20 protein-coding genes and 1 pseudogene are annotated in these 19,901 nt (G+C 62.7%); 16 read left to right on the top strand and 5 right to left on the bottom strand.

What is annotated here, in order from left to right; all coding sequences use genetic code 11:
* Positions 1–10 precede the first annotated feature (10 nt).
* From phnL to phnE (NP945_RS01310), 6 genes are all read left to right on the top strand, one after another.
* A complete protein-coding gene (gene phnL / locus NP945_RS01335; RefSeq protein WP_256745376.1) occupies positions 11–718 on the top strand; it encodes a phosphonate C-P lyase system protein PhnL in 708 nt (235 codons plus the stop codon).
* The gene (locus tag NP945_RS01330; protein WP_256745375.1) at positions 715–1,332 is read left to right on the top strand and encodes a DapH/DapD/GlmU-related protein; all 618 of its coding nucleotides are present in this window, start codon (positions 715–717) and stop codon (positions 1,330–1,332) included. The genes phnL and NP945_RS01330 overlap by 4 nt, the downstream gene beginning before the upstream one ends.
* A 434-nt stretch (positions 1,333–1,766) precedes the next feature.
* The gene (gene phnC / locus NP945_RS01325; protein WP_127382627.1) at positions 1,767–2,624 is read left to right on the top strand and encodes a phosphonate ABC transporter ATP-binding protein; all 858 of its coding nucleotides are present in this window, start codon (positions 1,767–1,769) and stop codon (positions 2,622–2,624) included.
* A gap of 84 nt (positions 2,625–2,708) precedes the next feature.
* Positions 2,709–3,617, top strand: a complete 909-nt coding sequence (gene phnD, locus NP945_RS01320) for a phosphonate ABC transporter substrate-binding protein (protein WP_256745374.1) — start codon at positions 2,709–2,711, stop codon at positions 3,615–3,617.
* 74 nt (positions 3,618–3,691) lie between these two features.
* Entirely contained in the window at positions 3,692–4,666 is a 975-nt protein-coding gene (gene phnE / locus NP945_RS01315; protein ID WP_256745373.1) for a phosphonate ABC transporter, permease protein PhnE, read from the top strand.
* Between the two features lie 4 nt (positions 4,667–4,670).
* Positions 4,671–6,221, top strand: a complete 1,551-nt coding sequence (gene phnE / locus NP945_RS01310) for a phosphonate ABC transporter, permease protein PhnE (RefSeq protein ID WP_127272207.1) — start codon at positions 4,671–4,673, stop codon at positions 6,219–6,221.
* A gap of 73 nt (positions 6,222–6,294) precedes the next feature.
* Here the strand turns inward: phnE (NP945_RS01310) and NP945_RS01305 are convergent, their stop codons facing one another.
* The 3 genes from NP945_RS01305 to NP945_RS01295 form a co-directional block, all read right to left on the bottom strand.
* Positions 6,295–7,149 carry a sugar phosphate isomerase/epimerase gene (locus tag NP945_RS01305; RefSeq protein ID WP_256745372.1) on the bottom strand — a complete coding sequence of 285 codons (855 nt, stop codon included), beginning with the start codon at positions 7,147–7,149 and terminating at the stop codon, positions 6,295–6,297.
* A 170-nt stretch (positions 7,150–7,319) separates the two neighbouring features.
* The gene (locus tag NP945_RS01300) at positions 7,320–8,507 is read right to left on the bottom strand and encodes a Gfo/Idh/MocA family protein (RefSeq protein WP_256745371.1); all 1,188 of its coding nucleotides are present in this window, start codon (positions 8,505–8,507) and stop codon (positions 7,320–7,322) included.
* Positions 8,508–8,656: 149 nt separating this feature from the next.
* Positions 8,657–9,712 (bottom strand): sugar phosphate isomerase/epimerase, encoded by a 1,056-nt coding sequence (locus tag NP945_RS01295; protein ID WP_127318760.1) that lies wholly within the window; start codon positions 9,710–9,712, stop codon positions 8,657–8,659.
* 400 nt (positions 9,713–10,112) lie between these two features.
* Between NP945_RS01295 and NP945_RS01290 the strand changes: the two genes are divergently transcribed.
* From NP945_RS01290 to NP945_RS01270, 5 genes are read left to right on the top strand one after another with little or no spacing between them, the layout of a single operon-like run.
* Complete coding sequence (locus tag NP945_RS01290) at positions 10,113–11,000, top strand: sugar phosphate isomerase/epimerase (RefSeq protein ID WP_027037785.1); 888 nt, start codon at positions 10,113–10,115, stop codon at positions 10,998–11,000.
* Between the two features lie 60 nt (positions 11,001–11,060).
* Positions 11,061–12,230 (top strand): mandelate racemase/muconate lactonizing enzyme family protein, encoded by a 1,170-nt coding sequence (locus NP945_RS01285; RefSeq protein WP_127318762.1) that lies wholly within the window; start codon positions 11,061–11,063, stop codon positions 12,228–12,230.
* A gap of 2 nt (positions 12,231–12,232) precedes the next feature.
* Positions 12,233–12,949, top strand: a complete 717-nt coding sequence (locus NP945_RS01280; protein WP_013529506.1) for a FadR/GntR family transcriptional regulator — start codon at positions 12,233–12,235, stop codon at positions 12,947–12,949.
* A gap of 5 nt (positions 12,950–12,954) precedes the next feature.
* Positions 12,955–13,935 (top strand): NAD(P)-dependent oxidoreductase, encoded by a 981-nt coding sequence (locus NP945_RS01275; RefSeq protein WP_256745370.1) that lies wholly within the window; start codon positions 12,955–12,957, stop codon positions 13,933–13,935.
* A 42-nt stretch (positions 13,936–13,977) separates the two neighbouring features.
* Positions 13,978–14,364, top strand: coding sequence for a hypothetical protein (locus NP945_RS01270; RefSeq protein ID WP_256745369.1), 387 nt, complete (start codon positions 13,978–13,980; stop codon positions 14,362–14,364).
* An 18-nt stretch (positions 14,365–14,382) separates the two neighbouring features.
* Here the strand turns inward: NP945_RS01270 and NP945_RS01265 are convergent, their stop codons facing one another.
* Positions 14,383–15,678 (bottom strand): amidase, encoded by a 1,296-nt coding sequence (locus NP945_RS01265; protein WP_256745368.1) that lies wholly within the window; start codon positions 15,676–15,678, stop codon positions 14,383–14,385.
* A gap of 119 nt (positions 15,679–15,797) precedes the next feature.
* Between NP945_RS01265 and NP945_RS01260 the strand changes: the two genes are divergently transcribed.
* On the top strand, positions 15,798–16,145 hold the full coding sequence (locus NP945_RS01260) for a GFA family protein (protein WP_127268321.1): 348 nt from the start codon (positions 15,798–15,800) through the stop codon (positions 16,143–16,145).
* 60 nt (positions 16,146–16,205) lie between these two features.
* Here the strand turns inward: NP945_RS01260 and NP945_RS01255 are convergent, their stop codons facing one another.
* Complete coding sequence (locus NP945_RS01255) at positions 16,206–17,114, bottom strand: SDR family oxidoreductase (protein ID WP_256745367.1); 909 nt, start codon at positions 17,112–17,114, stop codon at positions 16,206–16,208.
* Positions 17,115–17,213: 99 nt separating this feature from the next.
* On the opposite strand from NP945_RS01255, the gene NP945_RS01250 reads away from it, so the two are divergent.
* The 4 genes and pseudogenes from NP945_RS01250 (at position 17,214) to NP945_RS01240 (ending at position 19,891) form a co-directional block, all read left to right on the top strand.
* Entirely contained in the window at positions 17,214–17,792 is a 579-nt protein-coding gene (locus NP945_RS01250; RefSeq protein ID WP_256745366.1) for a TetR/AcrR family transcriptional regulator, read from the top strand.
* A 3-nt stretch (positions 17,793–17,795) separates the two neighbouring features.
* Positions 17,796–17,915 (top strand): annotated as a pseudogene (locus NP945_RS31925) (AraC family transcriptional regulator); the annotation flags it as partial.
* 402 nt (positions 17,916–18,317) lie between these two features.
* Entirely contained in the window at positions 18,318–19,289 is a 972-nt protein-coding gene (locus NP945_RS01245; protein WP_256745365.1) for an AraC family transcriptional regulator, read from the top strand.
* 170 nt (positions 19,290–19,459) lie between these two features.
* Positions 19,460–19,891 (top strand): DUF4437 domain-containing protein, encoded by a 432-nt coding sequence (locus NP945_RS01240; RefSeq protein WP_256745364.1) that lies wholly within the window; start codon positions 19,460–19,462, stop codon positions 19,889–19,891.
* Positions 19,892–19,901 lie beyond the last annotated feature (10 nt).

Here is a 19,901-nt window from a genome sequence, read left to right as displayed (position 1 = left end):
GAACCTTCTGATGGCAACCCCCCTCGTTGTCTCCGACGTCGCCAAGAGCTTCACCATGCACCTGCGCGACGGCATCAAACTGCCTGTTGTCGCCGGTGTCTCGTTCTCGATCAGGGCCGGCGAATGCACCGTGCTCGGCGGCCCGTCCGGTGCCGGCAAGAGCTCGATCCTGAAGATGCTCTACGGCAACTATGCCGTCGACGAAGGCCAGATCATCGTCACGCACGATGACGGGCTGATCGACCTCGCCACCGCCAGCCCTCGCACCGTGCTTGCGGTGCGCCGGCAAACGATCGGCTATGTCAGCCAGTTCCTGCGCACCGTGCCGCGCGTTTCAGCGCTCGATGTCGTCGCCGAACCGCTGGTCGAGCGCGGCGAGGATCGCGAGATTGCCCGCGGCAAGGCCCGCGCCTTGCTGGCGCAGCTCAACCTGCCGGAGAAACTCTGGGCTTTGCCGCCTGCGACCTTCTCCGGCGGCGAGCAGCAGCGCGTCAACATCGCGCGCGGCTTCATCACCGAGCATCCGATCCTGCTGCTTGACGAGCCGACCGCGTCGCTCGACGCCAGGAACCGCGATGTCGTGATCGAACTCATCGCCGCCAAGAAGGCGGCTGATGTCGCCCTGCTCGGCATCTTCCATGACCACGATGTGCGCGAGGCGGTTGCCGACCGCATCATCGACGTCACCGCGTTCGCGTCCGGAAAAATCGCCGCATGAGCAGGAAATTGTCCGAGACGCCGCTGGTCCACCCGACGGCGGATGTACAGAATTCGACGCTCGGCCGCTGGACCGAGATCGCCGACCGCAGCCGGGTCTCGGAAAGCGAACTTGGCGACTATTCCTACATGATGCAGGACTGCTCCGTCTGGTGCGCGACGATCGGCAAGTTCGCCAACATCGCGGCCAGCGTTCGCATCAACGCCACCAACCACCCGACCTGGCGGCCGACGCTGCATCACTTCACCTATCGCGCCTCGGACTACTGGGACGATGCCGAGCACGAGACAGAATTCTTCGCCCAGCGCCGCGCCAAACGCGTCACCATCGGCCACGACACCTGGCTCGGTCACGGCTCGACTATCCTGCCCGGCGTCACCGTCGGCGATGGCGCCGCGGTCGGCGCGGGTGCGGTGGTCTCGAAAGATGTCGCGCCCTATACCATTGTCGGCGGCGTGCCGGCCAAACCGATCCGCGAGCGCTTCGATCGCCGCACGGCCGAACGTTACCAGGCGCTCGCCTGGTGGGACTGGGACCATGCAAGGCTGCGCGCCGCGTTGGATGATTTCCGGGAGCTTGAGGCCGAGGCTTTTCTGGAAAAATACGGCGGATAAGCCATCACGTCATCGTCATGGGCGAACCTGTTTCATATCCCTGACACATCACCGGCGCAGGACGCGGCTTGGCGTAACGCACTGGCCGTGCCGTTCGGTTACCGGCATAGCGGTCACAACGCTTACGTCTTCCACATCACTTTCCCCTACCAGATCCAGCATCTTGCGGACGATCGGGCCGCCGCATGGCGGGGCCTGTTCGACGATGCCTGACGCTTTTCGAGCAGCAAGCTCCTGTAGTCGAAATTAAGCCGCCCGCCTTCTGCAGCGTCAGGGACCTGGAGCACTTCGAGGAAACTGCTGGTCCTAGGCCGACCGTAAACTCCACACCTGTGGAGCGTAACAAAACTGACATCACCGCGACACGGCAGGTTCATGTGGCTGCGCTAGGCGAGAGCCTGACGATCAATGGTCCGGACCTGGAACCTGCCCCCATGCCAGCAAATTCCGCCACGCTCGAAATCCGCGGTGTCACCCGACGATTTGGCAAGAACACTGCCGTCAGCGACATCAACATCGCGATCCCGCATGGTCAGATGGTTGGCGTCATCGGCCGTTCGGGCGCTGGCAAATCGACCCTTCTTCGCATGATCAACCGTCTCATCGATCCCAGCCAGGGGTCGATTTTTTTTGACGGCGCCGAGGTCTCCCAGCTGCGCGGTTCGCCACTACGGCGCTGGCAGCGCGATTGCGCCATGATCTTCCAGCAGTTCAACCTGGTGCCGCGCCTCGACGTGCTGACCAATGTGCTTCTCGGCCGGCTGAACCACCGCTCCACCATGTCGAACCTGCTCGGCATCTTCTCCCGCGAGGAACGAGCCGAGGCGATAGCAGCGCTGGAGCGTCTCGATATCGCCCGCACCGCGCTGCAGGCCGCCGGCACCTTGTCGGGTGGCCAGCAGCAGCGCGTCGCCATTGCCCGCGCGTTGATGCAGCAGCCGAAGGTGATCCTCGCCGACGAGCCGATCGCGTCACTCGATCCGCTCAACGCCAAGGTGGTTATGGATTCGCTGCAGGATATCAATTTGCGCGAAGGCATCACCGTGATCACCAACCTGCACACGCTGGACACGGCCCGCACCTATTGCAACCGTATCATCGGCATGGCTGCCGGCAAGGTCGTCTTCGACGGCCCGCCGGAAGAGCTCAACCGCGAGGCCGTGCGCATGGTCTACGGCGCCGACAGCAGCGGCGGCGAAATCTCCGAGGCCATCACCTCGACCAGTGTCATCATCAAGCAAAAAATCGCCGCATCCGCCGGACCGCTTGAGCCAGCCTTTCCTGGTTACTGAGCGACCTGGATCGCCAGCCCGCGTCAAGGGCATCATATCCCAACGCAGCCGGCGCGATGCCGGGACCAACAGGAGAGAGACGAGATGTTTAGAAAGATACTTTTCGGTGCCGTTTCCATCATGGCCATGGCGATGGGCTCGGTCCAGGCACAGGATCTGAAGGAATTCCGCGTCGGCATTCTGGGCGGCGAGAACGAAGCCGACCGTCTGCGCAACTACCAGTGCTTCGCCGACCACATCAAGCAAGTTCTCGGCGTCGAGAAAGTTTCGCTGTTCCCGGCCGCCGACTACGACGGCGTCATCCAGGGTCTGCTCGGCGGCACGCTCGACTATGCCGAACTCGGCGCTTCCGCCTACGCCAAGGTCTACCTCGAGAACAAGGACGCGGTTCAGCCGATCCTGACGACGGTCCAGACCGACGGTTCGACCGGCTACCATTCGGTTATGGTCGCCCGTGCGGATTCCGGCATCAAGACACTCGCTGACATGAAGGGCAAGAAACTCGGTTTCGCCGATCCCGATTCGACTTCCGGCTACCTGGTTCCGGTCACCTCGCTGCCCAAAGACATCGGCATGGATGTGAAGAGCTATTTCGCGTCGACCGGCTTCGGCGGCGGCCATGAACAGCTTGTCCTTGAAGTTCTGAAGGGCACCTTCGATGCCGGCACCACCTGGGCCTCCGGCGTCGGCGACTTCAAGAATGGCTACAGCTCCGGCAATCTGCGCAAGATGGTCGACAAGGGTGTCCTCAAGATGGACGACCTCGTAGAGTTGTGGCAGTCCCCCTTGATCCCGAACGGCCCGCTGGTCATACGCACCTCGCTCGACGCCGACACCAAGCAGAAGATCACCGATTTCCTGACCAAGCTTCCGCAGACCGACCCGGCCTGTTTCGCGGCGGTGCAAGGCGGCGACTTCAAGAGCTATTCGCCGGTCACCCCGGAATTCTATCAGGCGATCATCGACGCTCGTAAGGCGAAGATCGGCTCGTAAGCCAAAAGGCACGACGCCGCCGGGGCCAAAGTGCCGCCGGCGGCGTTGCCGCGTCACGGGCTGGGGAACTATCGATGAGTGCGACCGAAATTTACCGCGTGCCTGCGCTCTCCACGGAAGGAGCGTTAGCCGAGCGGCACTGGCGCGACCTCGCCGCTCGCCGGCGCCTCTACACGATCGGAGGCCTGGTTTTCCTGTTGCTTGCGCTCTCGGGCTCGCTCTGGTTCGCCAATGAGACCAACGCCGGAAAGTTCTTCGACCGCCTTCCCCACATCGCCGACTTTTTCGTCGAATTGAAGCCGCGCGACTGGTTCGACCCGGTGCGCGCGCTGTTCGACCTGCCGTCGCCCTATGACGATGGCAGCCTCAAATTCGACTATCCCGAAGGCCGGGTCTACCTGACCCAAGGCATCTACATTCCGGAGTATTTCTACCGGATGATCGAGACCCTGAACATTGCGCTGTTTTCGACCCTGGTCGGCTCCACCTTCGGTTTCCTGCTCTGCTTCCTGGCTGCAAGCAACGTGACGGCCAGCCGCTGGCTCCGCTTCACCACGCGCCGCTTCCTCGAAATTGTCCGCGCCTTTCCGGAAATCGTCATTGCCGGCTTTTTTCTGGCGATCTTCTCGCTTGGGCCCATTCCAGCGATCCTCGCGGTCAGCATCCACACCGTCGGCGCGCTCGGAAAAATGTTCTACGAAGTGGTCGAGAACGCCGACATGAAGCCTGACGAAGGCTTGCGGGCCGTTGGCGCCAACTGGGTCGAACGGGTGTGGTTCGGCATGGTGCCTCAGGTTCTGCCCAACTTCATGAGCTATTTCCTGCTCCGCTTCGAGATCAATGTGCGCGCTTCGACCATTCTCGGTGCCGTCGGCGCCGGCGGCATCGGCGAATCCCTGCGTCTTTCGATCAGCCGGGGCCATGAGGCCAAGACCATAGCCATCGTGTTTCTGCTGTTCTGCACGATTGTCGCCGTTGACCAGTTTTCGGCATGGCTGAGACAACGTCTCGTCGGCAGGCAGGCGTTCGCATACGGGCGCGGAGAGTAACGCAATGAACGCCGACGCCATCAACGACATCGCCGCTCGCTATCCCGATGCGTTTCAGCGGCCTTTATGGAAGCGCTATGCCGCCCCGTTCGGCATCCTTCTATGCATCCTCTACACCTTTTACTGCTCGTGGTTCTTCTCGATCGGCATCGTTCTCGGAAAGGCGAACTGGAACCTGGCCGGCGCTTATCTCGCCGACTGGGTGTCTTACGAAATCCGCCCGGACATCGAATTCAAGGACGGCTATCTGACCATCGACTACTCTCGTTTCTCCAAACTGGGATCCAATCCAAATCCCGACTGGGTTATCAAGCAGATTGCCGAGGTCGAGCGGCGGGTCGACGCCGCACCGGCACCAGCGACCGCGACCGACAAGTCGTCGCAGGGTTCGTTCATGGCGGCTGGCGCGCCAACGGCCGAGAATCCGGCCCCCTCGCCAGACAAACCAGTTCCGGCCGCGCCCAAAACGGTGCGCGAAAAGGCCGTGGTGGCGGCGACCGTCGTCCTTGGCAGCGGCCAGATTGCCATTGCGCCAAATCTTGTCACGGTGACGCGCGGCGCCGAAAGCGTCGTCTTCGACATTGCCAAGGACAGGTCTGTCACGCCGCGCACACCGCTGCCTGACTGGATAGAGCAACGCAAGCCAGGTTCGACAGCCTATGTCTCGTTCGGATTTTTGGGCCGCGCTGAAGTGCAAAATGACGAGGTGATCGCCTGGAGGCGGTTTTTTGGTTGGGCGAATTTTGTGTTTGACACGAATTCGCCATTCTGGGGAAAATCGTTTGGCGAGGTCGCTTCATTGATCGTCTCCGGAGAACGCATCGATCCGTCGAGGTCAAACGCAGCGCTTGCCTGGGACAACATCCTCTACAATGCCGAGTGGCAACACGGCGACGTGTGGCTGAAGCTTCTGCAAACCATCGTCATGGCTTTTGTCGGCACAGTGTTGGCCTCGGTCGTCGCCTTTCCGCTCGCCTTCCTGGCTGCGCGCAACATCACGCCGAACTGGTTGACCAACCAGGCGACAAAACGCTTCTTCGACTTCCTGCGGTCTGTCGACATGCTGATCTGGGCGCTGTTCTTCACCCGCGGCTTTGGTCCGGGGCCGCTGGCCGGCATGTCGGCGATCTTCTTCACCGATACCGGAACCCTGGGCAAGCTCTATTCCGAGGCGCTGGAAAACATCGACGACAAGCAGCGCGAAGGCATCCGCTCGGTGGGCGCCACACCAACAATGGTGCAACGCTACGGCGTGCTGCCTCAGGTTCTGCCAGTGTTCCTTAGCCAATCCCTCTATTTCTGGGAATCGAACACCCGCTCGGCGACAATCATCGGCGCCGTCGGTGCCGGCGGCATCGGTCTGAAATTATGGGAAGCCATGCGCACCGGCACCAACTGGGCCAATGTTTTCTACATGGTGCTGTTGATCCTGATTGTCGTTTTTGTCTTCGACAATATCTCCAACTATCTCCGCCGCAAACTGATGGGGACCGTCGGAAACGGCAACGACGAGCGCGCGCGGGGCGCCTCCGCCCGCCTGCTGCCGGCGGCTTAGACCACGATCCTGAATCGAGGTCGACGAAGCAAAGGTGGTACCGGTTTTGCTTCGCCGACCTTCGGCTCGCGTCTCAGGCGCCGGCCCTCTTCCACCCGTTCCTGATATGCTTATACCCATCCCGATAAACCGCTTCAGGGCTCTCGGAAAAATCGCGCCACACCTTGGTCGCCGCCGCCAAATCCTTGAGCGAACGGCCGAACGCCTCGATCGTCAGCCAGTCGTCATAGCCGCTCTTGCGGATGGCGGAAAACGTTTCGGTCCAGGGAATGTTGCCGCGCCCCGGCACGCCGCGATCATTCTCCGAAATATGGATATGCACGACATTCCTGCGGTGTTTCGTGTAGGCGCCGATCGGGTCGGCCTCCTCGATATTGGCGTGGAAGGTGTCGTACATCGCCTTGATGTGCGGCCGGTCGATGGCGTCGATATGCTCCGACAAATCCGCCATCGTGTTGAGGAGATAGCATTCGAAGCGGTTGAGCGCCTCGAGGCCGATGGTGACGCCCTTGTTGCCGGCATGGTCGCCGATCGCGCGTTGCGAGGCGACCGAGCGCTTCTTCTCGGCAGAGGTCGGTCCGGAGCCGGAAAACGACCCGAGCGTCGAATGCAGCGGGCCGCTCAGCGTGCTGGCGCCAAGTGCCTGCGCGCAGTCGATCGCCCATTTCATGTAGTCGACCCCGGCCTTGCGCGTCGCCGCGTCGGCCGAGATCAAATTCATCGCCGGATCGCCCATGGCCGAAACAGCCGTTCGCTCCAGTCCGATGCGGTCGAGCAGATCGCCGAGTTTTTTGTAGTCGTCCGGCGCGCCGGCGAAGATCGGTATCTCGACGCCATCGAAGCCGGTCGCCTTGATATCGCGCAGCAACGGCTCGTGTTTCTTCGACACCGCCGTCGTCCACAAGAACATGCACATGCCGATTTTCATCGACGCTCCCCTCCCCCAAATTCGCGATAAGGAGTGCCGAGATTCAGGTCAGGCCGAGCCGAGAATGGCGGGATCCGAGAACCGGAGCGGAGCGTACTCAAAGTACGTGAGCACCGGAAGCGCAGGAGCCTGCTGTTCGCAGGCCGGCATCACCTGAATATCGACACTCCTTAGAGCTTCGTCCACGCCCCATTCTTCTTCGACGACTTCACGCAGGCCTCGATGAAGGCCATGCCCTCGACGCCGTCCTGGATGGTCGGGAAGACGACGTCCTTGGCTGGCTTGCCGCCCTTGCGGCGTGCCGCCCGGATGGCGCGTGCGGCCTCCTGGTAGATGTTGGCGAAACCTTCGAGATAGCCTTCCGGATGACCCGACGGCACGCGGCTGACACGGCCCGCCACCGGCAGCGCGCCGGCGCCGTTGCGGGTGATCAGTTGCTTCGGCTGGCCGAACGGCGTGTACCAGAGATAGTTCGGGTCGGCCTGCACCCATTCCAGCCCACCCTTCGAACCGTAGATGCGCAGTTTCAGCCCGTTCTCATGGCCGGGCGCCACCTGGCTTGCCCAGATCATGCCCTTGGCCGGATGCGTCTTGCCGATAGGCTTGAAGCGCAGCATGACGTTGACGTTGTCATCGAGAAGCCGGCCCGGCACGAAGGCGTCGAGATCGGCCGACAGGGAGTCCAGTTCCAGCCCCGAGACGAAGCGGGCGAGGTTGTAGGCATGCGTACCGATATCGCCCAGCGCGCCGCCGGCGCCTGCCTGCTTGGGGTCGGAGCGCCACGCCGCCTGCTTCTGGCCTGTCGCGGCCAAATCCTCGGTCAGCCAGTCCTGCGGATATTCGGACTGCACGATGCGGATGTCGCCGAGAACACCTTTGGCAACCATTTCGCGTGCTTGCCGGATCATCGGATAGGCGGTGTAGTTGTGCGTCAGCACGAACACCTTGCCGGTCTTCTCGACTATCGCCGCAAGCTTTTTCGCTTCGGCCAGGGTCGTCGCCAGCGGCTTGTCGCAGATGACGTGGATGCCGGCCTCGAGGAAAGCTTTTGCTGCCGGCACATGGACATTGTTGGGCGTGACGATGGCCACTGCCTCGATGCCGTCGGGGCGCTTCGCCTCGGCCTTGGCCATCTCGGCATAGGATGCATAGCTGCGTGCGGGGTCGAGCCCCAGTTCGGCGGCCGAGGCCTTGGCACGGGCCGGGTCGGCTGACAAAGCACCGGCAACCAGCACGAAATCATTGTCCAGCCGCGCCGCGATCCGGTGCACCGCGCCGATGAACGCGCCTTGCCCGCCGCCGACCATGCCGTAGCGGATCGGGCCGCCTCCCGTTTCCGACTTCGATGCGCCGACCATATCTTGCTCCTCGCTGTTGCTCACCTCCCCCTTGAGGGAGGTCGATCCGCGCAGCGGATCGGGTGGGGTCGTTGAGGCAGAGCTCGGCATGAACCGACCCCTCCCGGCCCTTCGGGCCACCCTCCCCTCGAGGGGGAGGGGAAACCGCGCTAGATGCCCATCATGGCGCGCAGCATCTTCTTGTCGGTGGTGCCGGCGGCGAAGTCGTCGAATGCCTTTTCGGTCACCCGGATGATATGGTGCTCGATGAAAGGCGCGCCTTCGGCCGCGCCATCCTCCGGATGCTTCAGGCAGCATTCCCACTCCAGCACCGCCCAGGAATCATAATTGTACTGCGTCAGCTTGGAAAAGATGCCGCCGAAATCCACCTGTCCATCGCCCAGCGAACGGAAACGCCCGGCGCGGTTGGTCCAGCTCTGGTAGCCGGAATAGACGCCTTGCCGGCCGGTCGGGTTGAACTCGGCGTCCTTGACGTGAAACGCCTTGATGCGCTCGTGATAGATGTCGATGAATTCTAGATAGTCGAGCTGCTGCAGCAGGAAGTGCGACGGATCGTAGTTGATATTGCAGCGCTTGTGGCCGCCGACCGCGTCGAGGAACATCTCGAAAGTGGCGCCGTCGAACACGTCCTCAGAGGGGTGAATTTCATAGCCGACATCGACGCCGTTGTCCTCGTAGACGTCGAGGATCGGCTTCCAGCGTTTGCCGAGCTCGCCAAACGCTTCCTCAATGAGTCCAGCCGGTCGCTGCGGGAACGGATAGAGGTAAGGGAAAGCCAGCGAGCCGGTAAAAGACACTGAAGCATTCAGGCCCAGATTGCGCGATGCTTTAGCGCCGAACTTCATCTGCTCGACAGCCCACTCCTGCCGGGCTGCGGGATTGTTGTGCACCGACGGCGGCGCAAAGCCATCCATCTGCGCGTCATAGGCTGGATGAACCGCGACCAACTGCCCCTGCAGATGCGTCGACAGTTCGGTGATCTCGACGCCGGCGTCAGCGCAGATGCCCTTCACCTCATCGCAATAGGCCTTGGAAGAAGCCGCCTTCTTGAGGTCGAACAGCCGCGCGTCCCAGGTCGGGATCTGCACGCCCTTGTAGCCGAGACCGGCCGCCCATTTGGTGATCGACGCCAGTGAGTTGAACGGCGCGGCGTCGCCCGCGAACTGCGCCAGAAACAGCCCAGGGCCCTTCATTGTCGTCGGCATCGCATCCTCCCTCATTTCTCTCTCGACCGAGCATAGCGCCGATTGGAAGCAGGGCCAGCCACTTTGGTCTTTTCTCAACGGGTGCTTGCACGCACCGCCATTCTGGTATTACCAAATGTGGAAATTTGGTCAAGCCGCACAATGCGCCATCAAGACCCCAAAATCACCTGTTGCAGGCCTATATATCTCAATATAATCAAGGAAATAATCCATAGAGAAAGTTGCACCCCAGCGCTTCTTGCCGATCTGGAGAATTTGCTGTAGACCTCGCTTCAGGCCCAATTGGTCGAACCAGTTTGCGAAAAAAGGCTGGGGAACGCCTTGGGGAGGAACCTTTGTGTCGCCTTTTGGCGATGCATGTCGCAGGCGAACCATAGAGACGATTTGGGAAGGACAGACCATGCATCTTTCGACGCACAACTGGATGCGCGCGGAACCCTTGGAGACGACGCTCAAGCGCATCAAGAAATTCGGCTATGAGTCGATCGAGATTTCCGGCGAGCCCGAGCAGTACAAGACCAAGGAGACCCGGGCGCTGCTGAAGGAGCATGGTATTCGCTGCTGGGGCGCGGTGACCCTGATGCTGGGCGAGCGCAACCTTGCCGCCAGGAACCAGGGCCAGCGCGAGCGTTCCGTTCAGTATGTCAAGGACGTGCTGACCATGGTCAGCGAACTCGATGGCGAGATCATCACGCTGGTTCCGGCCACCGTCGGCAAGGTGGTGCCTGACGGGACCGAAGAAGAGGAATGGAAGTGGGTCGTCGACGCCACCCGTGAATGCTTCACCCACGCCAAGAAGGTCGGCGTCAAGATCGCTGTCGAACCCCTCAACCGCTTCGAGACCTATCTGTTCAATCGCGGCGCCCAGGCACTGGCGCTGGCTGACGCGGTCAGCCCCGAATGCGGCGTGTGCCTCGACGCTTACCACATCCACATGGAAGAATTTAACGTCCATGACGCGATCCGGCAGGTCGGAAAGCGCCTGTTCGACTTCCACGTCGCCGACAACAACCGGTTTGCCGCCGGCCTCGGCCAGATCGACTGGCCGAAGATCGTCGCCACCTTGCGCGAGATCGGCTACGACGGCGCGCTGACCAATGAGTTCGTCGCGCCCGTCGACCGGACGCCGGCAGCCCCCTATCCCGACATGGTCGAGCGCAATCCGGTCGACATCTCGCCCGAGCAGCTGAAGTTCATCCAGGACCACGGCTCCAGCGTGCTCACCGAGAAATTCTACACCGACCAGATGCGCATCAACGCCGAAACGTTGCTGCCGCTGATCAAGTAGCCGACTACCTCTGGGAAATTCGCCCTTCCGCCCTGACCGGCGGCGGGGCTGGGGAAGAATATGCGTATCAAGTCCGTCCAAGCCTGGTGGATCCGCGTTCCGATCGAAGCCGCTCGGCAGCACCGCAGCGACTTCGGTCAGGTGACGACCTTCGACGCCGCCATCCTGCGCATCGAAACCGATGACGGGCTGGTCGGCTGGGGCGAAGGCAAGAACGCCGCCGGCAGTGCCGGCAGCTACGGTGCACTCGTCCACATGCTGAACCATGAGGTCGGGCCGCAACTGGTCGGCCGCGATCCGGCGGACATCGGCGTCATATGGGAGATGCTCTACAATGGCGTGCGCCACGACAGCGCAGCGCGCGGCGGCCACGCCATGCCGCAACTGGCGCGGCGCGGCATGAGCATCGCCGCCATCAGCGCCGTCGACATCGCGCTGTGGGACATTCTTGGCAAATCGCTTGGCGTTCCGGTCTGGCGGCTGCTGGGCGGCCGCAAGCTCGATCGCATGCCGGCTTACGCGTCCGGCGGCTGGGCGGCTGCCGACGCCATCGGCGAGCAGTTGAAATCCTACATCGCCAAGGGCGGCTTCAAGGCGCTGAAGATGCGGGTTGGCGCCATGGATGGCGCGGCGCACATTTCGGCCGGCCGCGTGCGGGCCGCACGGCAGGCGCTCGGCCCCGATGTCGAACTGATGGTCGACGCGCACGGCACCTACACGGTGGCCGAGGCCAAGCGCTTCATCCACCTTGTCAACGATTTGGACCTCGCCTGGTTCGAGGAACCTATCATCGCCGACGACAAGCCCGGCATGGCTGAAGTGCGGGCGTCAGGTGCCGTCCCGATCGCCACCGGCGAAAGCGAGGCGACACGCTATGCCTTCCGCGATCTCGCCGTGCTGAAAGCCGCCGACATCTTCCAGCCGGATCCCGCCTTCTGCGGCGGCATCAGCGAAGCGATGAAGATCGGCACCATCGCCAGCGCCTTCAATCTGCGCTTTGCACCGCATCTGTGGGCCGGCGCGCCCTGTTTTTTCGCAGGCTTGCATGTCTGCGCCGCCTCGCCGTCGAGTTTCACCGTCGAATATTCGCTCGGCGCCAACCCGATGATCCACGATCTGGTCGAAGAGACTGTCGAAGCCAGGGACGGCATGATAGCGATCCCGGAAAAACCGGGCCTGGGATTCACCATTTCGGAGCGGTTCCTGGAGGCGCACGCGCAACGCGGTTGACGATGAAAGAAAAGAACCTCCTCGCGGAACTCGCTGCCTACCTGTTCTCCCATTCGGACAAGGAGAGCGGCCGAACGCCTTCGGAACGCGAACTGGCGGAGCATTTCGCCGTCAGCCGCGGCCAGATCCGCGAGGCGCTGGCCATCCTGGAGGCCATGCGCATCGTTGAGCGCCGGGCCAAGTCCGGTATCTACATCGACACCAAGCAGGCCAGCGTGGAGGCCATGGCGCTCTTTGCCCGCGCGGGCCTGCCGCTCGACCCGATCCAGATCTACGAAACGGTCGAACTGCGCAAGATCCACGAGATCAAGGCGGCCGAACTTGCCTGTTCGCGCGCCACAGAGGAGAATTTCGAGCGGCTGCGCGAGATACTGAAAGCTTCGGAAGAGCGCATTGCCGCCGGCGAAGGGCTTGCCAGGGAAGACCGTGAATTCCACCTCGAGATCGTGCGCGCCACCAAGAACAGCGTCTTCCACAATGTCTGCAGCGTCTACTACATGATGGGCGAGCAGCGCCTGCCGATCTATTTCAACGACCCCGAGCGCAACGTGCGCTCGCATGCCGAGCATATCCAGATCTATGAGGCGCTGCTGCGCCGCGATGGCAATCTCGCCCAGGCGCTGATGAGCGCCCATTTGCAAGGGGCTGAGAGCTACTGGAAAGGCCTGATCGAGGGCCATGGCGAGGAACCTCAAAGCCCGGCGCTCGAAAAAGCTTGACCGACATGGCCCGAATCCTCACGACCCACGCCCTGCACCCGCGCGCCTCGGCCATGCTGGCCGGCGCCGGAGAACTCGTCGTCGCCTCCGCCATCGATCCGGCCACGCTGGCTGCCGAGGCGAAGGATGCCGACATCGTCATCGTGCGCGCGCCGCTGCCACCACAGCTTTTCGACGGCGCAAAGCTGCTGCGGGCGGCAATCCGTCATGGCGCCGGGCTCGACATGATCCCGATGGAAGCAGCGGCGGCGGCCGGCGTGCTGGTGGCGAATGTGCCGGCGGTCAATGCCCGCGCGGTTGCCGAGCACGTCATGTTCGCGGCGCTCGCCTTGCTGCGCAACTTCCGCGTCGTCGACCGCGACCTGCGCACCAAAGGCTGGCTCGCCGGCCGCGAACACGCCAATTCCAGCAGCGAGCTTGCCGGCAAGACGATCGGCATCGTCGGCCTCGGCGCCGTCGGCCAGGCGGTTGGCCATATCGCCGCGCACGGCTTCGACCTGAAGGTGGTGGCAACGACGCGCAGCATGCAGCCGGCGCCTGACAAGGTCGGTTTCCTGTCGATCGACGCTCTCGTCGAGCAGAGCGACATCATCGTTCTGTGCTGCCCGCTGACGCCGGAAACGCGCGGCCTGATCAACCGTGAGCGGATCGCCCGAATGAAGCCGCATGCGCTGCTGATCAACGTGTCGCGCGGACCGGTCATCGATGACGATGCGCTGATCGAGGCGTTGCAGAAACGCCGTATCGGCGGTGCCGCGCTCGATGTTTTTGCGACACAGCCGCTGCCGTCGAACCATCCCTATTTCGGCTTCGACAATGTCATCATCACGCCGCACATGGCCGGGATCACCGAGGAATCGATGATGCGCATGGGCGTCGGCGCGGCGGGTGAAGCCTTGTTGGTGCTGGCCAACAAGCTGCCGGTCAATCTGCGCAATCCGGAAGTGGTCGATCACTATCGGCGGCGGTTTCCGGCGAGCCCGTAACACATCGCGGTTTCGCCCCAATTCTCCGCGACGTTGAGAGCCATGTCCGATCCACGGCTCGCATTCCTGGTAGTCGTCGTCTGTTCGCTCTGCGCCATGCCGTCATTCGCGGCCGAAAGCAGTTATGTCTATTGCGACAACGGACTGCGCTGCTTCAAGGCGCCGTGCCCGTCGAACAGCGCACTCGACCTTGCCACCGGGGCGATCATCAAGGGCGTCTCGATCGACCCAAGCGGATTGCCGCAGGCCGACAAGGCGATAACCGATCTTTCCGACGCGCTTTATGCCGGCAAGATCGTCGTCAGGGGTTCGATCGAGCACCGCACCCAGATCATCACCGGCAAGAAGTACAATCTCCCCTGGCTTGTCGCGACCCGTATCGTGCGGACCGCCAAGGACAGCGAACGCAAGCACTGTTCGTCGCGCTGATAGTCGGTTCAGCCCTGGTCACGCGCCAAGCAACTGCTCTATTTCGGCAGCAATCCGCAGCAGGCGCCGGTCATGCCCGTTGCGCGCCACCAGCATCAGGCCGGCGGGCAGCGGAGTGCCCGGCATCGGTAGCGAGATCGCGCAGAGATCGAACTGGTTGGCGACCTGCGTGTTGCGCAGCAGCAGGCCCTCGGTGCGGTCGCGCAGCTCGGCGCCGTCGGCCATCGAGACGATGGTCGGCGCCGTCACCGGCGTGGTCGGCAGAGCCAGCACATCGACCGATGCCAGCCGCTCGTCCATGGCGGCGACGAGCGCTGCGCGACGACGCATTGCCCTGATGTAGACAGGCGTCGGCAGCATGGCTGCCCGCGACAAAGGTCCGCTGACATGCGGGTCGACCGGCACCGACGCTCCTGTCGCCAGCCAGTCGGCATGCACTTCGGCCCCTTCCATCGCAGCGATCGAGCCACGCTTGGTCGCCGCGCGCAAATCGGCAAGCAGATCGTCGATCGACAGGTCGGCGATCCGCGCGCCTGTCTGCTCGATCTTGCCAAGGCAGCGGTCGAACGCGGTCGCCACCTCGTCTTCCGTCTCTTCGAAAAGGACGCCGCGCGGAATGCCTATGCGAAGCCCTGCAAGGGCAATCGGCGCCAGCGCGGTCGGCACCTCGCCGGCCATCACGGCGTCGGCGGCGGCACACTGGGCGACGGTTCGGGCAAGCGGCCCGATCGAGTCCAGCGTGGCGGACAATGGGAACGCGCCGGCGAGCGGCACGCGTCGCGCTGTCGGCTTGAAGCCGACGACACCGTTGAGTGAAGCCGGTATGCGTATCGAACCGCCGGTATCGGAACCGATCGATATTTCGCTTGTCCCCTCGCCGACGGAAACGCCTGCGCCCGAGGAAGAGCCGCCCGGAATGCGACTGGCGTCCACGGCATTGCCAGGCGTGCCGAAATGGCTGTTGTCGCCGATCGCGGTGAAGGCGAATTCGGTCATGTTGGTCTTGCCTATGATGACCGCGCCGGCCTGCCGCAGCCGGCTGACGATTGCCGCGTCGCTTTGGGCGGGCGCCGCGGTCTTGCGCATCAGCGAACCGGCCGTGGTCGGCTCGCCGGCGACATCGAACAGGTCCTTGATCGAGACGATGGTGCCGTCGAGCGGCCCTAGCGTCACACTTGCCCGCTTGCGGGCATCGCTGGCATCAGCCGCGGCCCGTGCGGCTTCGGCATAGAGCTTGTTGAACACGTGCTCTTCGCCGGCACGGGCGGCGAGGCGCGCAAGAATGATTTCCAGATGATCACGAACGGATTGCATTTTCGGTGTCGGACTCCGGACGCCTTGAACGTCTTAAGGGGGTGCGGCCAGTGCATGGCTTGCCCAGACTTAACCCGGCGCAGGCAGTTTTGCACCCTTCGAATACGAGGAAAAGCCCGATGCTCTACAAAGGCAGCTGCCACTGCGGCAAGGTGGCCTTCGAATTCAAGGCCGAACTGACCGGTGCCATCAGGTGCAATTGTTCGATCTGCACGCGCAAGGGCGCCCTGCTGTGTGCCATTCCGCATGAGACCTTGCGGGTCCTGGCCTGGGGCGACGATTTGGGCACTTACACATTCGGCAACCATGCCATCGCGCACCGGTTCTGCCGGGCTTGCGGCATCCATCCCTTTGCGGAGGATGTCCGCGAGGGCCGTGAACGCAGCGCCTATATCAACATTAACTGCGTGGCCGATCTCGACCCTTCGACGCTGTCGGTCTTCGATTTCGACGGGCGGTCCGCCTGACGCAATTCCAGGAAAAGTGCGCAGCGGTTTTCCGTCCGAAATTGCGCAGGAACCAATTACCTATCGATAGCCCGTCGCATCGGCGGGCTTGCCGGCGTCCTGAACCTCGGGAACATAACGCCAGGCGTCGGGCCGTGAGCCGTCGAGGTCGGTAAAGCCGTAGACCTGCGCCAGCCCGCCGCTGGACAGCGACTGTCCGTTCCAGCGCGAGCGGTCCGGATCCGCCGCCAAAGCCGCAACGGCGCGGCCGACGAAACGTGGCGTCTCGGAAATGACGAAATGCGGCACCTCAGCGGTGGCGTCGCGCCAATTGCCCTCGCTCACGCCAAAGGCTTCCAGCATCATCTCCGAACGCAGCCAGCCGGGCGTCAGCGACACGGACGTTGCGTCGTGTTTGGCGAGATCCTGGGCATGCGCCCATGCCATGCGCGTCACCGCGACCTTGGCGAGATCGTAGAATGGCGACAGCCGGTAGTGATCGGCATTGTATTCGGCCGTGCCGTCTGTGACCTCGATGAGCAGCCCGCCCGGACGTTCGATCAACAGCGGCAGCGCATGGTGCGCGGTGATCAGATGCGTGTCGATGCCGAGCCGCAGCATGCGCAGGCCATTGTCCAGATTGTGGTCCCAGACCGGTTTGTCCCACTCGAACAGTTTCTCGCCACCCCAGATGTCATTCACCAGTATGTCGAGCCGGCCTTGTTCGGTGCGGATGCGCTCGACCAGTTTGCGCACATCGTCGGCCACCAGATGATCGATCTGAACGGCGATGCCCTTGCCTCCGTTCGCCGAGACCAGTTCCGCTGTTTCCTCGATGGTTTCGGGCCGGGCATATTCGGATTGCTGGGCGCGCGTGCTGCGCCCGGTGACATAGACGGTGGCGCCGGCTGCGCCGAGTTCGATCGCTATGCCCCGTCCGGCGCCGCGCGTCCCGCCGGCGACCAGAGCAACTTTCCCTTGCAGCGTCATTGAACTCTCCCAAAAACGGACTCATCGATCAGACAAGGCTGGCTTGTGCTGTTCGCGCCATATATATAAATGATCATTCGGTTATATCGGGATGTCAAGATGACACGGCCAAAAACCCAATCCGACGAGCAGGTGCTGGAGACCGCGCACCGGCTAATCCACGCGCATGGTCCCGAAGCACTCACCTTCGAGCGTCTGGCAAAGGCCTGCGGTCTCTCCGGTGCAACGCTGGTGCAGCGCTTCAAGAACAAGGCGCAGCTGAAACAGCGCACTTTGCTGCACGCCTGGGACGGTCTCGACGAGAACACCAGAAAGCTGGCAGCCACCGTTCCCAGAACCCCCACCGGTGCGGTCGCGTTGCTGGTGGCGCTGTCGCAATCCTATGGCGGCATCGAATCCTATGCCGAAGGCCTGCTTGTCCTGCGCGAGGATCTGCGCGATCCCGTGCTCAGGGCGCGGGGTGCGGCCTGGAAGGCGTTCCTGTGCGACACACTTGCAGCCTGTTTTGCCAAGACGCCCAACCCGCCACGCGACATCGGCCTGCTGATGGCCTCGCATTGGCAAGGCTCGTTGCTGTGGTGGAGCTTTGACCCGGCGATCGAAGTGGCCGCCTATGTCGAGGACAGCCTGAACCGCTTCGTCGCTGCCATCACAACGGCAGCGGCCCGAAAACCGTGATGGTCTCGGCGTCTCGGCTATGAATCCGATGCCGCCTTCAGCCGCGCCTTCAAGCGCGTCATCGGCTTGGCGCGCAGCCATCTCCGGGGCGAGGAACAGGCCGATATCCGCCAGGCCAGCTGACGCACAGGGTTTCGAACTCAGCTTGCCAAAGGCAGCAGCCAGTTCGGCGGTCCCGGCAGCTTTTGTGCCGGCTTTTCGCGATAGGAATTTTTTCTTGATTCGGTGACCTCAGCTATGCTACATTTCTGTCTATGGTGCTGATTTGCGCCAGTGACCCGCCGCACAGGCGGGTTTTTCGTTTGATGTTCCGTCCCTACGCCCGGCGAAAGCTCCGAAGGAACCCGTTGACCCGAGTTCATTGCCCTGAGCCGACGCAGGGAGGCCGTGACGGACTGGTGATTCCAGGCTAAGCAATTCCAGGAAAGGTGTGAAGCGGTTTTTCCGTCCGGAATTGCGTCAAAACAGAGAGATAGAGCGGTTCAACGTTTCCGTTAAACGATGAACTGCTCTAGAAAAATCCGCATGGTTTTCACCTCGCCCAAGACTGCCTTGCCGGCCTCGGAGGGTCCGCTCACCGACATATTGCGCGGATTGCGGCTTGATGGCGTCGACTATGGCCGCTGCGAACTTTCGGAGCCATGGGCCGTGTTGTTTCCAGCCCAGAAGGCTGCGCGGTTTCACTTCATTGGCCGCCGCGGATGCTGGCTGTTCTCGCCAGCCGGAGAATGGATTGAGCTGACACCCGGCGATGCGTTGCTCTTGCCGCGCGGCGCCGAGCATGTCGTTGCCAACGCGCCTGGCATTCCTGCCGTGCCGATCGAAAGCTACACTGTCGAGCCTTTGCAGGACAATGTCTTCAATGTCTCCAATGGCGGCCACGGCCCGAAAATCTTGCTGTTTTGCGGCAGCATGCACTTCAACCTGGACGGATCGCACCCCTTGCTGGGCATGATGCCGGACATGATGCGCGCCAAGGAATTGATGGCTGGCGAGCCAGGTATTCCGCATCTGCTGCAAGCCATGGCCGGCGAGATCACCATGAACCGCGCCGGTTCCGGCGGCATGCTGGCGCGGCTGGCCGACGTACTGGCTGCAAGCATCATCCGTTCATGGGTGGAAAACAGCGGCGGCGACACCAGAGGCTGGATCGCGGCGATCAGGGATCGCGACATCGGCCGCGTAGTTGCCGCCATTCATCTGCAGCCCGACAGGAACTGGACTGTCGAAGCGCTGGCGCGCGAAATGGGCGCCTCGCGATCGGCCTTCGCCGAACGCTTCACGGCCGTCGTTGGCGAAACACCGGCGAGATATGTCGCCCGGATACGCATGCACCAGGCGCGGCAATGGCTGATCGATGATCGGATGCGGGTTTCGGTGGTCGCCGCCAGACTGGGTTACGATTCCGAAGCGTCGTTCAGCCGGGCGTTCAAGCGCATCATAGGCATCGCGCCCAGCCACCTGCGCACCGTCGACGGCACCTCCGAAAACCGCTGAGGCGATCCCGGATCCGCGGCCATGGATCGCAGGGTCTGGATGAATTGCCGGGTCTGGATGAATTGCCAAGCCTTCCGGACGCAATGCCATTGCCGGGCCACCCGCATGCAATAGCTTGCCATAACCAGGCAGCCAGCGGCCGGCGTCCAGTCGGTCCGAAGAGGAGAACCATGCCAAATCATCTGAAGGTCATCGCACTCGCCGTCATGCTTGCGGTTCCCGGGCGCGCCTTTGCCCTCGAGGACAGCTACCTGCCGGCCGACAAGATCCCCTATGTGGCGGAAGTACCCGACCAGCCGCATCGTCTTGGCCCATTGTGGGGCGAGCGGGCCAAGGGTCCGACAGGCACGTTGCTGAAGGTTCCCGGCAACTGGCGTGCACCGGTCCATGCGCACACCGCGGATTATCGTGCGGTGGTCATAAAGGGGCTGTGGGCGCACTGGCAGATGGATGGCGGCGAGGCGACCAAGGTCGAACTGCCTCCTGGATCCTACTGGACCCAGAAAGCCAATGAGATGCATGACGACGCCTGCGTCTCCGACACGGAATGCGTGATCCTGCTGATCAACGACACGCCCTACGAAACCTACTTCCAGAAATAGGCTGGGATGC

This window comes from Mesorhizobium sp. LMG17149 (assembly GCF_024518695.1).
GTDB lineage: Bacteria > Pseudomonadota > Alphaproteobacteria > Rhizobiales > Rhizobiaceae > Mesorhizobium.
Note: the sequence above shows the minus strand (reverse complement) of the source record. Positions and strands in the feature narration are given on the sequence as shown.

Excerpts from the sequence above, each read along its gene's own strand:
- phnL (WP_256745376.1), top strand. The coding sequence starts at position 11 with ATGGCAACCCCCCTCGTTGTCTCCGACGTCGCCAAGAGCTTCACCATG.
- NP945_RS01330 (WP_256745375.1), top strand. The coding sequence starts at position 715 with ATGAGCAGGAAATTGTCCGAGACGCCGCTGGTCCACCCGACGGCGGAT.
- phnC (WP_127382627.1), top strand. The coding sequence starts at position 1,767 with ATGCCAGCAAATTCCGCCACGCTCGAAATCCGCGGTGTCACCCGACGA.
- phnD (WP_256745374.1), top strand. The coding sequence starts at position 2,709 with ATGTTTAGAAAGATACTTTTCGGTGCCGTTTCCATCATGGCCATGGCG.
- phnE (WP_256745373.1), top strand. The coding sequence starts at position 3,692 with ATGAGTGCGACCGAAATTTACCGCGTGCCTGCGCTCTCCACGGAAGGA.
- phnE (WP_127272207.1), top strand. The coding sequence starts at position 4,671 with ATGAACGCCGACGCCATCAACGACATCGCCGCTCGCTATCCCGATGCG.
- NP945_RS01305 (WP_256745372.1), bottom strand. The coding sequence starts at position 7,149 with ATGAAAATCGGCATGTGCATGTTCTTGTGGACGACGGCGGTGTCGAAG.
- NP945_RS01300 (WP_256745371.1), bottom strand. The coding sequence starts at position 8,507 with ATGGTCGGCGCATCGAAGTCGGAAACGGGAGGCGGCCCGATCCGCTAC.
- NP945_RS01295 (WP_127318760.1), bottom strand. The coding sequence starts at position 9,712 with ATGCCGACGACAATGAAGGGCCCTGGGCTGTTTCTGGCGCAGTTCGCG.
- NP945_RS01290 (WP_027037785.1), top strand. The coding sequence starts at position 10,113 with ATGCATCTTTCGACGCACAACTGGATGCGCGCGGAACCCTTGGAGACG.
- NP945_RS01285 (WP_127318762.1), top strand. The coding sequence starts at position 11,061 with ATGCGTATCAAGTCCGTCCAAGCCTGGTGGATCCGCGTTCCGATCGAA.
- NP945_RS01280 (WP_013529506.1), top strand. The coding sequence starts at position 12,233 with ATGAAAGAAAAGAACCTCCTCGCGGAACTCGCTGCCTACCTGTTCTCC.
- NP945_RS01275 (WP_256745370.1), top strand. The coding sequence starts at position 12,955 with ATGGCCCGAATCCTCACGACCCACGCCCTGCACCCGCGCGCCTCGGCC.
- NP945_RS01270 (WP_256745369.1), top strand. The coding sequence starts at position 13,978 with ATGTCCGATCCACGGCTCGCATTCCTGGTAGTCGTCGTCTGTTCGCTC.
- NP945_RS01265 (WP_256745368.1), bottom strand. The coding sequence starts at position 15,678 with ATGCAATCCGTTCGTGATCATCTGGAAATCATTCTTGCGCGCCTCGCC.
- NP945_RS01260 (WP_127268321.1), top strand. The coding sequence starts at position 15,798 with ATGCTCTACAAAGGCAGCTGCCACTGCGGCAAGGTGGCCTTCGAATTC.
- NP945_RS01255 (WP_256745367.1), bottom strand. The coding sequence starts at position 17,114 with ATGACGCTGCAAGGGAAAGTTGCTCTGGTCGCCGGCGGGACGCGCGGC.
- NP945_RS01250 (WP_256745366.1), top strand. The coding sequence starts at position 17,214 with ATGACACGGCCAAAAACCCAATCCGACGAGCAGGTGCTGGAGACCGCG.
- NP945_RS01245 (WP_256745365.1), top strand. The coding sequence starts at position 18,318 with ATGGTTTTCACCTCGCCCAAGACTGCCTTGCCGGCCTCGGAGGGTCCG.
- NP945_RS01240 (WP_256745364.1), top strand. The coding sequence starts at position 19,460 with ATGCCAAATCATCTGAAGGTCATCGCACTCGCCGTCATGCTTGCGGTT.